Annotated in this window: 11 protein-coding genes; 7 read left to right on the forward strand and 4 right to left on the reverse strand. The window is 62.7% G+C overall.

The window, feature by feature from the left end:
- The first annotated feature begins 13 nt into the window (after positions 1-13).
- The gene (clpA, locus tag KI241_RS09775) at positions 14-2284 is read left to right on the forward strand and encodes an ATP-dependent Clp protease ATP-binding subunit ClpA (protein WP_042731108.1); all 2271 of its coding nucleotides are present in this window, start codon (positions 14-16) and stop codon (positions 2282-2284) included.
- A 235-nt stretch (positions 2285-2519) separates the two neighbouring features.
- Here the strand turns inward: clpA and infA are convergent, their stop codons facing one another.
- The 4 genes from infA to trxB form a co-directional block, all read right to left on the reverse strand.
- Positions 2520-2738, reverse strand: coding sequence for a translation initiation factor IF-1 (infA, locus tag KI241_RS09780; RefSeq protein WP_002553999.1), 219 nt, complete (start codon positions 2736-2738; stop codon positions 2520-2522).
- A 99-nt stretch (positions 2739-2837) separates the two neighbouring features.
- Entirely contained in the window at positions 2838-3545 is a 708-nt protein-coding gene (locus tag KI241_RS09785; protein ID WP_042731107.1) for an arginyltransferase, read from the reverse strand.
- Between the two features lie 57 nt (positions 3546-3602).
- Complete coding sequence (aat, locus tag KI241_RS09790) at positions 3603-4283, reverse strand: leucyl/phenylalanyl-tRNA--protein transferase (protein WP_042731106.1); 681 nt, start codon at positions 4281-4283, stop codon at positions 3603-3605.
- Positions 4284-4368: 85 nt separating this feature from the next.
- Entirely contained in the window at positions 4369-5328 is a 960-nt protein-coding gene (gene trxB / locus KI241_RS09795) for a thioredoxin-disulfide reductase (protein ID WP_042731105.1), read from the reverse strand.
- Positions 5329-5646: 318 nt separating this feature from the next.
- On the opposite strand from trxB, the gene KI241_RS09800 reads away from it, so the two are divergent.
- The 6 genes from KI241_RS09800 to cysG all read left to right on the forward strand — a co-directional run bounded on the left by KI241_RS09800 (position 5647) and on the right by cysG (position 13266).
- Positions 5647-8052, forward strand: coding sequence for a DNA translocase FtsK (locus tag KI241_RS09800; RefSeq protein ID WP_042731104.1), 2406 nt, complete (start codon positions 5647-5649; stop codon positions 8050-8052).
- Between the two features lie 57 nt (positions 8053-8109).
- Complete coding sequence (lolA, locus tag KI241_RS09805) at positions 8110-8733, forward strand: outer membrane lipoprotein chaperone LolA (protein ID WP_042731103.1); 624 nt, start codon at positions 8110-8112, stop codon at positions 8731-8733.
- A 145-nt stretch (positions 8734-8878) separates the two neighbouring features.
- Positions 8879-10204 (forward strand): replication-associated recombination protein A, encoded by a 1326-nt coding sequence (locus KI241_RS09810; protein ID WP_042731102.1) that lies wholly within the window; start codon positions 8879-8881, stop codon positions 10202-10204.
- Positions 10201-10575, forward strand: a complete 375-nt coding sequence (crcB, locus tag KI241_RS09815) for a fluoride efflux transporter CrcB (RefSeq protein ID WP_042731101.1) — start codon at positions 10201-10203, stop codon at positions 10573-10575. Before KI241_RS09810 ends, crcB begins: the two co-directional genes overlap by 4 nt.
- A 15-nt stretch (positions 10576-10590) precedes the next feature.
- Positions 10591-11871, forward strand: a complete 1281-nt coding sequence (gene serS / locus KI241_RS09820) for a serine--tRNA ligase (protein ID WP_042731100.1) — start codon at positions 10591-10593, stop codon at positions 11869-11871.
- Positions 11872-13266 (forward strand): siroheme synthase CysG, encoded by a 1395-nt coding sequence (cysG, locus tag KI241_RS09825; protein WP_047737197.1) that lies wholly within the window; start codon positions 11872-11874, stop codon positions 13264-13266. It begins immediately after the preceding gene.
- The last annotated feature ends 104 nt before the right edge of the window (positions 13267-13370 follow it).

Consider the following 13370-nt stretch of genomic DNA (forward strand, 5'->3'; position numbering starts at 1 on the left):
ATGAGGTGAAGCTATGTTAAACCGCGAGCTCGAAGTCACCCTCAATCTTGCCTTCAAGGAGGCTCGTTCGAAGCGTCATGAGTTCATGACCGTCGAGCACCTGCTGCTGGCCCTATTGGATAACGAGGCTGCCGCCACCGTATTGCGTGCCTGCGGCGCGAACCTCGATAAACTCAAGCATGACCTGCAGGAGTTCATCGACTCCACCACGCCCTTGATCCCCGTTCATGACGAGGATCGGGAAACCCAGCCAACCCTGGGCTTCCAGCGTGTCCTGCAGCGTGCTGTCTTCCATGTACAGAGCTCGGGCAAGCGTGAAGTCACCGGCGCCAACGTGCTGGTTGCGATCTTCAGCGAGCAGGAAAGCCAGGCCGTATTCCTGCTCAAGCAACAGAGCGTTGCACGTATCGATGTCGTCAACTACATCGCCCATGGCATCTCCAAGGTGCCGGGGCATGGCGATCATTCCGAGGGTGAGCAGGATATGCAGGACGACGAGGGCGGTGAGTCTTCTTCTTCGGGCAATCCGCTGGATGCCTATGCCAGCAACCTGAACGAACTGGCGCGCCAGGGGCGTATCGACCCGCTCGTGGGCCGAGAGCTCGAAGTCGAGCGCGTGGCGCAGATCCTCGCCCGGCGGCGCAAGAACAACCCATTGCTGGTGGGCGAGGCGGGCGTAGGCAAGACCGCGATCGCCGAAGGCCTGGCCAAGCGCATCGTCGACAACCAGGTGCCGGACCTGCTGGCCAACAGCGTGGTGTATTCCCTCGACCTGGGTGCCTTGCTGGCCGGCACCAAGTACCGCGGCGATTTCGAGAAGCGTTTCAAGGCGTTGCTCGGCGAGTTGAAGAAACGTCCGCAGGCGATCCTGTTCATTGACGAGATCCACACCATCATCGGTGCCGGCGCCGCGTCGGGTGGGGTCATGGACGCGTCCAACCTGCTCAAGCCACTGCTGTCGTCGGGTGATATCCGCTGCATCGGTTCGACCACGTTCCAGGAATTCCGCGGCATCTTCGAGAAGGACCGGGCCCTGGCGCGGCGTTTCCAGAAGGTCGACGTGTCGGAGCCGTCGGTGGAAGACACCATCGGTATCCTGCGCGGCCTGAAAGGGCGTTTCGAGCTGCACCACAACATCGAGTACAGCGATGAAGCCCTGCGCGCGGCGGCCGAACTGGCCTCGCGCTACATCAATGACCGGCACATGCCGGACAAGGCCATCGACGTCATCGACGAGGCGGGTGCCTATCAGCGCCTGCAACCGGTGGACAAACGCGTCAAGCGCATCGACGTGCCTCAGGTCGAGGACATCGTGGCGAAGATCGCGCGGATTCCGCCCAAGCATGTCACCAGTTCCGACAAGGAACTGCTGCGCAACCTGGAGCGTGACCTGAAGCTGACGGTGTTCGGTCAGGACGCGGCCATCGACTCGTTGTCGACGGCTATCAAGCTGTCCCGCGCCGGACTCAAGTCGCCGGACAAGCCGGTGGGTTCGTTCCTGTTCGCCGGGCCTACCGGCGTGGGCAAGACCGAGGCTGCGCGGCAACTGGCCAAGGCGATGGGCATCGAGCTGGTGCGCTTCGACATGTCCGAGTACATGGAGCGCCATACCGTGTCCCGTCTGATCGGTGCGCCTCCGGGCTATGTCGGGTTCGACCAGGGCGGCTTGCTGACCGAGGCCATCACCAAGCAGCCGCATTGCGTGTTGCTGCTCGATGAGATCGAGAAGGCCCACCCGGAAGTCTTCAACCTGCTCCTGCAGGTCATGGACCACGGTACGCTGACCGATAACAATGGGCGCAAGGCGGATTTCCGCAACGTGATCCTGATCATGACCACCAACGCCGGTGCCGAGACGGCGGCGCGCGCTTCGATCGGTTTCACCCATCAGGACCATTCGTCCGATGCGATGGAAGTGATCAAGAAGAGCTTCACGCCTGAGTTCCGCAACCGCCTGGATACCATCATCCAGTTTGGTCGCCTCAGCCATGAGGTGATCAAGAGCGTGGTGGACAAGTTCCTCACCGAACTTCAGGCGCAGCTCGAAGACAAGCGTGTGTTGCTGGAAGTCACCGACGCGGCGCGCAGCTGGCTGGCGGAAGGCGGCTACGATGTGACGATGGGTGCACGGCCAATGGCTCGCCTGATCCAGGACAAGATCAAGCGTCCGCTGGCGGAGGAGATCCTGTTTGGCGAGTTGTCCGAGCATGGCGGTGTGGTGCACATCGACATCAAGGACGGCGAACTGACCTTCGACTTCGAAACCACGGCCGAAATGGCCTGATCGAAACCCGTAACAAGCAAAAGGCGCCGAAAGGCGCCTTTTTGTTGTCTTCGCAACCGCACCCTAACCCCTGTGGGAGCGAGCTTGCTCGCGAATGCGGTTTCTCATTTGACATCCATGAAAGCTGATCCACCGCTTTCGCGGGCAAGCCCGCTCCCACAGGAGAGGCGGGGGATTATCAAATCGCGGACAAACAAAAACGCCCGGCATCAGCCGGGCGTCTTGTATTGACTTGTTAGCGAGCGCGGTAAGTGATGCGCCCTTTGCTCAAGTCATAGGGCGTCAGCTCGACGCGCACTTTGTCACCGGTAAGAATACGAATGTAGTTCTTGCGCATCTTGCCGGAGATATGCGCGGTTACGACGTGCCCATTTTCCAACTCCACGCGAAACATGGTGTTGGGCAGGGTGTCGACGACAGTGCCTTCCATTTCGAAGCTGTCTTCTTTCGACATGCAGTAAAGCCCTCGGTGTCCAGTGAATGGCCCGGTGCAACTGCGCCAGGCAAAAGCGGCGTGCATTGTGCCCGAAAAAGGGGGGCAAGCCAAGGGGTTCTAGTTCAGGACAACCCAGCGCTGGTTAATCAGCAGTTCAATGGGGCGATATTGGGTCTTGTAGTTCATTTTCTTGCAGTTCTTGATCCAGTAGCCCAGGTACACCGCATCGAGCCCCAGGCGCCGGGCTTCGCTGATTTGCCAGAGGATGGCGAAGCGCCCCAGGCTGCGTCGCTCTTGCTCTGGCTCATAGAAGGTGTACACCGCTGAAAGACCGTTGGGGAGCAGGTCGGTGACGGCAATCGCCACCAACCGTCCGTCGAGACGGAACTCGTAGAAGCGCGAAAAAGGCAGGTCGCGCACCAGGAAGGTGGAAAATTGATCGCGGCTGGGCGGGTACATGTCGCCATCGGCATGGCGTTGCTCGATGTAGCGTTGATACAGGTCGAAATACTCCTCGGTGAACTGCGGCTTGGCCGGCCGGACCTGAAGGTCGGCGTTGCGCTTGAAAATGCGTTTCTGCTGGCGATTGGGCGCAAATTGCACCACGGGGATGCGCGCCGGGACGCAGGCGTTGCAGTGCTGGCAATGGGGCCGGTAGAGATGATCGCCGCTGCGACGAAAGCCCATTTCCGACAGGTCAGCGTAGACATGCACATCCATCGGCTGGCTGGGGTCGAGGAACAGCGTCGTGGCCTGCTCCTCCGGCAGGTAACTGCAAGAGTGGGGCTGAGTGGCATAGAACTTCAAACGCGCCAACTCGGTCATGATCAACCCTCGGGATAAGCTATGGGGTTAAGTGTAAGCCAGGAGCGCCAATGTCGCTCAGCAAACCCAGGTCGCGTGGTTGGGTTGATCCAGGTGCGCCTCGAGGTAGCCGGCGAACGTTGCACGGGGGATCGACCGGGCGCCCAGGCTGTGCAGGTGCTCGGTAGGCATCTGGCAGTCGATCAGCACGAAGCCGGCGGCCTTGAGGTGTTGGACCAGCGTGGCGAAGCCGAATTTCGACGCGTTGTCGGCCCGGCTGAACATGGACTCGCCAAAAAACAGCTGCCCCATTGCCAGGCCGTACAGACCGCCCACCAGCGCGCCCTGGTCCCAGACCTCCACGGAGTGGGCGAAGCCGCGCCGATGCAGCTCCAGGTAGGCGCTCTGCATGGCCTCGGTGATCCAGGTGCCTTCGGCGTAGTCCCGTGGCGCGGCGCAGGCCCGGATGACGGCGGCGAAGTCCTGGTCGAACGTCACCTGGTAGCGTTGCTTGCGCAACAGTTTGCCAAGGCTGCGGGAGACGTGCAGCTCGTCGGGAAACAGCACCGTGCGAGGGTCCGGAGACCACCACAGGATCGGCTGGCCCTCGGAGAACCATGGAAAGCAGCCGTGGCGATAGGCCTGGACCAGGCGGTCAGCGGACAGATCGCCACCAGCGGCCAGCAGCCCGTTGGGGTCGCGCATGGCTTTTTCCAGCGGTGGGAAATCCAGGGAGTTGCGTTGTAACCAGGTCAGCATTGTCATTCGCTTGCAGAAGGGGAGGGTGGGCGCGCGCAGATGAACTGTGGCGAGGGCTGTCAGGTCCTCGCCACAAGACTAACCGTCAAACGGCCGGAATGTCATCGAGATACTTCTCCGCATCGAGCGCGGCCATGCAGCCGGCGCCGGCAGACGTGATGGCCTGGCGATAGACGTGGTCGGCGACGTCGCCGGCGGCGAACACCCCTTCAATGTCGGTGGCCGTGGCATTGCCCTCGCTGCCGCCGCGCACGAGCAGGTAGCCGTCATGCATGTTCAACTGGCCCTGGAACAGTTCGGTGTTGGGCTTGTGACCGATGGCAATGAACACCCCAGCCAGGGACAAGGTGCTGGTTTCGCCGGTCTCGCTGTGGCGCAGGCGAGCGCCGGTCACGCCGCTGGCATCGCCCAGGACCTCGTCCAGGTTCTGGTTCCAATGCAGCTTTATGTTGCCGTTGGCGGCTTTTTCGAAGAGCTTGTCTTGCAGGATCTTCTCCGAGCGCAACTTGTCGCGACGGTGGATCAGGTGGACTTCCCGGGCAATGTTCGACAAGTACAGGGCTTCCTCGACCGCGGTGTTGCCGCCGCCGACTACCGCGACCACCTGGTTGCGGTAGAAAAAACCGTCGCAGGTCGCGCAGGCGGAAACGCCCTTGCCGGCGAAGCTTTCTTCCGACGGCAACCCCAGGTACTGGGCCGAGGCGCCGGTGGCGATGATCAGGGCGTCGCAGGTGTAGGTGCCGCTGTCGCCGATCAGTTCGAACGGGCGCTGCTGCAACTTGGCGGTGTGGATATGGTCGTAGACGATCTGCGTGTCGAAACGCTCGGCGTGCCGCTGCATGCGCTCCATCAGCACCGGCCCGGTCAGGCCTTCGACATCGCCCGGCCAGTTGTCGACTTCCACCGTGGTGGTGAGCTGGCCACCGGCCTGCATGCCGGTGATGACAACGGGCTTGAGGTTGGCCCGGGCGGCGTACACCGCCGCGCTGTAGCCAGCAGGCCCGGAGCCGAGAATGATCAAGCGTGAATGCTTCACTTCGTTCATAAAAACACCTCATAAGCCTTTGTCACAAAAGACAATGCATGGTCCAATTGACGCCTGTGCAGGCCGTTCTGGGCCAGGTGGGGATCCAGGGGCCGGGCGATGCCTCGGGGCCGACAAACCCGTACAATGCTTGAGTTTTGAGCGCAGGATGGGCTAAAGATCAAAATTTTCGGCAGCACCTGCGGTTTTCTGGATGCACCTCACAGTGGTAAAAGTAGTACCGGTTGTGCACATTCACTTTTTTACCTGTTCGTCTTGAGCAGTTTTTTATAGTCATTCAACAGATGGACGCGCCGTTGGCGCAGGAAAAGAAGCGTTTTGAAGAAATCCACCGCAGCACCTAAAACAGTCGTTCCGCTCTGGCGCCAGCAATTGCACTACCGGCTCAAGGAAGGTGCGTTGATCGCGATCGGTGCCTTGTGCCTGTTCCTGATGATGGCTTTGCTAACCTACGGCAAGGACGATCCGGGCTGGAGCCACAACAGCAAGATCGAGGACGTGCAGAACTTCGGCGGGCCGGCCGGCTCCTACAGCGCCGACATCCTGTTCATGGTCCTGGGTTATTTCGCCTACATTTTCCCGTTGCTGCTGGCGATCAAGGCCTACCAGATCTTCCGTCAGCGCCACGAGCCGTGGGAGTGGAGCGGCTGGCTGTTCTCCTGGCGGCTGATCGGCCTGGTGTTCCTGGTGCTGTCGGGCGCTGCGCTGGCTCATATCCATTTCCATGCGCCCACCGGCTTGCCGGCCGGGGCGGGCGGGGCGCTGGGGGAAAGCCTCGGCGACCTGGCCAGGAACGCCTTGAACATCCAGGGCAGCACGCTGCTGTTCATCGCCCTGTTCCTGTTCGGCCTGACGGTGTTCACTGACCTGTCGTGGTTCAAGGTCATGGACGTCACCGGCAAGATCACCCTCGACCTGATCGAATTGATCCAGGGTGCGATGAACCGCTGGTGGGCGGCGCGCACCGAGCGCAAGCAACTGGTGGCGCAACTGCGTGAAGTCGACGACCGCGTCCACGACGTGGTGGCCCCGACGCTGCCGGACAAGCGCGAGCAGGCCAAGGTCAAGGAGCGCCTGATCGAACGCGAGCAGGCGTTGAGCAAACACATGTCCGAGCGCGAGAAGCAGGTGCCGCCGGTCATCAGCATGGCCCCGCCCAAGCCGCCGGAGCCGAGCAAGCGCGTGCAGAAGGAAAAACAGGTGCCGTTGTTCGTCGACAGCGCCGTGGAAGGCACCTTGCCGCCGATCTCGATCCTCGACCCGGCCGAAAAGAAACAGCTCAACTATTCTCCCGAATCCCTGGCGGCCGTCGGCCATCTGCTGGAGATCAAGCTCAAGGAGTTCGGGGTCGAGGTCTCGGTGGATTCGATTCACCCGGGCCCGGTCATTACCCGCTACGAGATCCAGCCGGCCGCCGGCGTGAAGGTCAGCCGCATCGCCAACCTGGCCAAGGACCTGGCACGTTCCCTGGCCGTGACCAGCGTGCGGGTGGTGGAAGTGATTCCCGGCAAGACCACCGTGGGCATCGAGATCCCCAACGAAGACCGGCAGATCGTGCGCTTCTCCGAAGTGCTGTCGACCACCGAGTACGACAACCACAAGTCGCCGGTCACCTTGGCCCTGGGCCACGACATCGGCGGCAAGCCGGTGATCACCGACCTGGCGAAGATGCCCCACCTGCTGGTGGCCGGTACCACCGGTTCGGGTAAGTCGGTGGGGGTGAACGCGATGATCCTGTCGATCCTGTTCAAGTCGGGCCCGGAAGACGCCAAGCTGATCATGATCGACCCGAAAATGCTCGAATTGTCGATCTACGAAGGCATTCCGCACTTGCTGTGCCCGGTGGTCACCGACATGAAAGACGCTGCCAACGCCTTGCGCTGGAGCGTCGCCGAGATGGAGCGCCGCTACAAGCTGATGGCGAAGATGGGCGTGCGCAACCTGTCGGGCTTCAATGCCAAGGTCAAGGAGGCCGAAGAGGCCGGCACCCCGCTGAGCGACCCGTTGTACCACCGCGAAAACATCCACGATGAAGCGCCGCTGCTGCACAAGCTGCCGACCATCGTGGTGGTGGTGGACGAATTCGCCGACATGATGATGATCGTCGGCAAGAAGGTCGAAGAGCTGATCGCCCGTATCGCCCAGAAGGCCCGTGCCGCCGGTATCCACCTGATCCTGGCGACCCAGCGGCCGTCGGTGGACGTGATCACCGGCCTGATCAAGGCCAACATCCCGACCCGCATGGCGTTCCAGGTGTCGAGCAAGATCGACTCGCGGACCATCATCGACCAGGGCGGTGCCGAGCAGTTGCTCGGTCACGGTGACATGCTCTACATGCCGCCGGGCACCAGCCTGCCGATCCGGGTCCATGGCGCGTTCGTTTCCGACGATGAAGTGCATCGCGTGGTGGAAGCCTGGAAGCTGCGCGGGGCACCTGAATACAACGACGACATTCTCAATGGCGTCGAGGAAGCCGGCAGTGGCTTCGAGGGCGGCAGCGGCGGCGGTGAAGAAGATGCTGAAACCGACGCGCTCTATGACGAAGCGGTGCAGTTCGTCCTGGAAAGCCGCCGGGCCTCGATTTCCGCGGTTCAGCGCAAGTTGAAGATCGGCTACAACCGCGCCGCGCGCATGATCGAAGCCATGGAAATGGCCGGGGTCGTGACGGCCATGAACACCAACGGCTCGCGCGAAGTGCTGGCGCCGGGCCCGATGCGCGACTAACGACCCGAGCGGCGTGCTTCACGCCGCTCGCCCCCCTATGAATTCATGAGGATTCCCATGCGCCTGATTCGCATGTTGCTGTTGCCCGTACTGGCCCTGACCACCTTGTCGGCCCACGCTGACGAAAAGGACGTGGCCCGCCTGACCCAGCTGTTGGAAACATCCAAGACCCTGACCGCGCGCTTCTCCCAACTGACCCTGGACGGCAGCGGCACCCAGTTGCAGGAAACCGCCGGCGACATGGCGCTGCAACGTCCAGGCCTGTTCTACTGGCACACCGATGCGCCGGCCGAGCAGTTGATGGTGTCCGATGGCAAGAAGGTCTCCTTGTGGGACCCGGACCTGGAGCAGGTCACCATCAAGACCCTCGACCAGCGCCTGACCCAGACTCCGGCGTTGCTGCTGTCGGGTGACATTTCCAAGATCAGCCAGAGCTTCGACATCAGCGCCAAGGAAGCGGGCGGCGTGATCGACTTCACCCTCAAGCCCAAGACCAAGGACAGCCTGTTCGACAGCCTGCGCCTGTCGTTCCGCAATGGCCTGGTCAATGACATGCAACTGATCGACAGCGTCGGCCAGCGCACCAATATCCTGTTCACCGGCGTGAAGGCCAACGAGCCGATCGCCGCGTCCAAGTTCAAGTTCGACATTCCCAAGGGTGCCGACGTCATCCAGGAATAAGCACAGCCGACTTGTGGGAGCGGGCTTGCCCGCGAATGCGATGTAACATTCAACATCAATGTTGACTGACCTGCCGCATTCGCGGGCAAGCCCGCTCCCACAAGGGTCTCCGGCAACAGGATCGAGTGAGGTTGCATAAGCAGTGATGGACCTGTTTCGAAGCGCACCGATTGCCCAGCCATTGGCCGCCCGCCTGCGCGCGACCAACCTGGATGAGTACGTCGGCCAGGAGCATGTGCTCGCCCGCGGCAAGCCGCTGCGCGAGGCCCTGGAGCAGGGGGCCCTGCACTCGATGATCTTCTGGGGCCCGCCGGGCGTGGGCAAGACCACCCTGGCGCGGTTGCTGGCGGAAGTTTCCGATGCCCACTTCGAGACGGTGTCCGCGGTGCTGGCCGGGGTCAAGGAAATCCGCCAGGCGGTGGAAGTGGCCAAGCAGCAGGCCGGCCAATACGGCAAGCGCACGATCCTGTTCGTCGACGAAGTGCACCGTTTCAACAAGTCCCAGCAGGACGCGTTCCTGCCGTACGTCGAGGACGGTACGCTGATCTTCATCGGCGCGACCACCGAGAATCCGTCGTTCGAACTCAACAACGCCTTGCTGTCGAGGGCGCGGGTCTATGTGCTCAGGAGCCTCGACGAGTCGGCGATGCGCAAGCTGGTGCACCGGGCGCTGACCGAGGAACGCGGCCTGGGCAAGCGCCAACTGACGCTTGACGAGGAAGGTTTCCAGATCCTGTGTGCCGCCGCCGACGGCGATGGCCGGCGGTTGCTCAACTTGCTGGAGAACGCGTCCGACCTGGCCGAGGACAACAGCGAGATCGGCGTCGAGCTGTTGCAAAGCCTGCTGGGCGATACCCGTCGTCGTTTCGACAAGGGCGGCGAGGCGTTCTACGACCAGATCTCGGCGCTGCACAAATCCATCCGCGGTTCCAATCCCGACGCGGCCTTGTACTGGTTCGCGCGGATGATCGATGGCGGTTGTGATCCGTTGTACTTGGCGCGGCGCGTGGTGCGCATGGCCAGCGAAGACATCGGCAACGCCGATCCGCGGGCCTTGAGCCTGTGCCTGGCGGCCTGGGATGTGCAGGAGCGCCTCGGCAGCCCGGAAGGCGAGCTCGCCGTGGCCCAGGCCATCACCTACCTGGCTTGCGCGCCCAAGAGCAATGCGGTGTACATGGGCTTCAAGGCCGCGATGCGCAGCGCCACCGAGCACGGCTCCCTCGAAGTACCGCTGCACCTGCGCAATGCGCCGACCAAGCTCATGAAACAGCTGGGCTATGGCGAAGAATACCGCTATGCCCATGATGAACCGGACGCCTACGCCGCCGGCGAGGATTATTTCCCCGAGGCCCTCGAACCCCAGCGGTTCTATGAACCCGTGCCCCGGGGCCTGGAATTGAAGATCGGCGAAAAGCTCAACCACCTGGCCCAACTCGATCGCCTGAGCCCACGGCAGCGGAGAAAACCTTGATCCCCCTGATCCTTGCAGTGTCCGCCGGCGGCGTGGCCGGCACGTTGTTGCGTTTCGCCACGGGCAATTGGATCAATGCAAATTGGCCCCGGTACTTCTATACCGCGACGCTCGCCGTTAATATCGTGGGCTGTCTGCTGATCGGCGTTCTATACGGTCTGTTTTTGATTCGTCCCGAAGTGCCCATTGAAATGCGCGCGGGGCTTATCGTCGGCTTCCTCGGCGGCCTGACGACTTTTTCATCCTTTTCACTGGATACGGTGCGCCTGCTGGAAAGCGGGCAGGTGCCGCTGGCCCTGGGCTATGCGGCCATCAGCGTATTCGGCGGGCTGCTCGCCACCTGGGTCGGCCTGTCCCTGACCAAACTTTGATAACGAGAGACCGACATGCTCGATTCCAAACTGTTACGTAGCAACCTCCAGGACGTAGCGGGCCGCCTGGCGTCCCGCGGCTTTGTCCTGGACGTCGCGCGCATCGAAGCGCTGGAAGAACAGCGCAAGACTGTCCAGACGACCACCGAGAAGCTCCAGGCCGAGCGCAACGCCATTTCCAAGAGCATCGGCCAGGCCAAGCAGCGCGGTGAGGATATTGCTCCGTTGATGGCCAGTGTCGAGAACATGGGCAGCGAACTCAACAACGGCAAGATTGCCCTCGACGCGATCCAGACCGAGCTGGACGCGATCCTGCTGGGCATTCCGAACCTGCCACACGAGTCGGTGCCGGTCGGTGAGGATGAAGACGGCAACGTCGAAGTGCGCCGCTGGGGGACGCCGAAGACTTTCGACTTCGCGGTACAGGACCATGTCGCCCTGGGCGAGAAGTTCGGCTGGCTGGATTTCGAAACCGCCGCCAAATTGTCCGGTGCCCGTTTTGCCTTGCTGCGTGGGCCGATCGCCCGCCTGCACCGCGCCCTGGCGCAATTCATGATCAACCTGCACGTGACCGAGCACGGGTACGAGGAAGCCTATACCCCGTACCTGGTCCAGGCGCCGGCTTTGCAAGGCACCGGCCAGTTGCCGAAATTCGAGGAGGATCTGTTCAAGATCGGCCGCGAAGGCGAGGCCGACCTGTACCTGATCCCGACCGCCGAAGTGTCGCTGACCAACATCGTGGCCGGCGAGATCGTCGACGCCAAGCAACTGCCGATCAAGTTCGTCGCCCACACCCCATGCTTCCGCAGCGAAGCCGGGGCATCGGGGCGCGACACCCGCGGGATGATCCGCCAGCACCAGTTCGACAAGGTCGAGATGGTGCAGATCGTCGAGCCTTCCAAGTCCATGGAAGCGCTTGAAAGCCTGACGGCCAACGCCGAGAAGGTTCTGCAACTGCTGGAGCTGCCGTATCGCACCCTGGCGCTGTGCACCGGCGACATGGGCTTCAGCGCGGTCAAGACCTATGACCTGGAAGTGTGGATCCCGAGCCAGGACAAGTACCGTGAGATTTCGTCGTGCTCCAACTGCGGCGACTTCCAGGCCCGCCGCATGCAGGCGCGTTTCCGTAACCCGGAGACCGGCAAGCCGGAACTGGTGCACACCCTCAATGGCTCCGGCCTGGCCGTGGGCCGGACCCTGGTGGCCGTGCTGGAAAACTACCAGCAGGCCGACGGCTCGATCCGTGTGCCCGAGGTGTTGAAGCCGTACATGGGCGGTATCGAGGTCATCGGCTAAATGGAATATTTGCCACTGTTCCACAACCTGCGCGGCAGTCGCGTGCTGGTGGTTGGCGGCGGGGAGATTGCCTTGCGCAAGTCCCGCCTGCTGGCCGATGCCGGTGCGCTGTTGCGGGTGGTCGCACCCGAAATCGAACCGCAATTGCGCGAACTGGTGAGTGGCAGCGGTGGCGAATGCGTCCTGCGCGGTTACCTCGAAGCGGACCTGGACGGCTGCGGCCTGATCATCGCCGCCACTGACGACGAGGCACTCAACGCCCGGGTCTCGGCCGATGCCCATCGGCGCTGCGTGCCGGTCAACGTGGTGGACGCGCCGGCCCTGTGCAGCGTGATCTTCCCGGCGATCGTCGACCGTTCGCCGCTGGTGATCGCGGTGTCCAGTGGCGGTGATGCACCGGTGCTGGCGCGGTTGATCCGGGCCAAGCTGGAAACCTGGATTCCCTCGACCTACGGGCAACTTGCCGGCCTGGCGGCGCGGTTTCGCAGCCAGGTCAAGGGCCTGTTCCCAGACGTACAGCAACGCCGGGCGTTCTGGGAAGACGTGTTCCAGGGGCCGATCGCTGATCGCCAGTTGGCCGGGCAGGGCGCCGAGGCCGAGCGTCTGCTGCGCGAGAAGATCGCCGGCCAGGCGCCGCATGCGCCGGGCGAAGTCTACTTGGTGGGGGCAGGGCCCGGTGATCCGGACCTGCTGACCTTCCGCGCCTTGCGGCTGATGCAACAGGCGGACGTGGTGCTCTACGACCGCCTGGTGGCGCCCGCGATCCTCGAGTTGTGCCGGCGTGACGCCGAGCGGGTTTATGTGGGCAAGCGTCGCTCCGAACACGCCGTGCCCCAGGACCAGATCAACCAGCAACTGGTGGACCTGGCCCGACAGGGCAAGCGCGTGGTGCGGTTGAAGGGCGGCGATCCGTTCATTTTCGGTCGCGGCGGCGAAGAGATCGAAGAACTGGCCGCCCACGGCATCCCGTTCCAGGTCGTGCCGGGTATCACCGCGGCCAGTGGTTGCGCGGCGTACGCGGGCATTCCGTTGACCCACCGCGACCACGCCCAGTCGGTACGTTTCATCACGGGCCACCTCAAGGATGGCAGCAGCGACTTGCCGTGGGCAGACCTGGTTTCCCCGGCCCAGACGCTGGTGTTCTACATGGGGTTGGTGGGCTTGCCGATGATCTGCAGCGAGCTGATCAGGCATGGCCGCGCGGCGGATACGCCGGCGGCCTTGATCCAGCAAGGCACGACGGTCAACCAGCGGGTATTCACCGGCACCCTGGCAGACTTGCCGCGGCTGGTGGCGGAGCATGAGGTGCATGCACCGACGCTGGTGATCGTGGGGGAAGTGGTGCAACTGCGCGAGAAGCTGGCGTGGTTCGAAGGGGCCCAGGGGCAGGTCTGAAGACTGCGTCGCGCCCTTCGCGAGCAAGCCCGCTCCCACGTTGGATCGTTGTTCACCATGAATCGGTGGCCATACACGGTCCAGTGTGGGAGCGGGCTTGCTCG

It is taken from the genome of Pseudomonas sp. Cab53, assembly GCF_018325965.1.
Lineage (GTDB): Bacteria > Pseudomonadota > Gammaproteobacteria > Pseudomonadales > Pseudomonadaceae > Aquipseudomonas > Aquipseudomonas chlororaphis_E.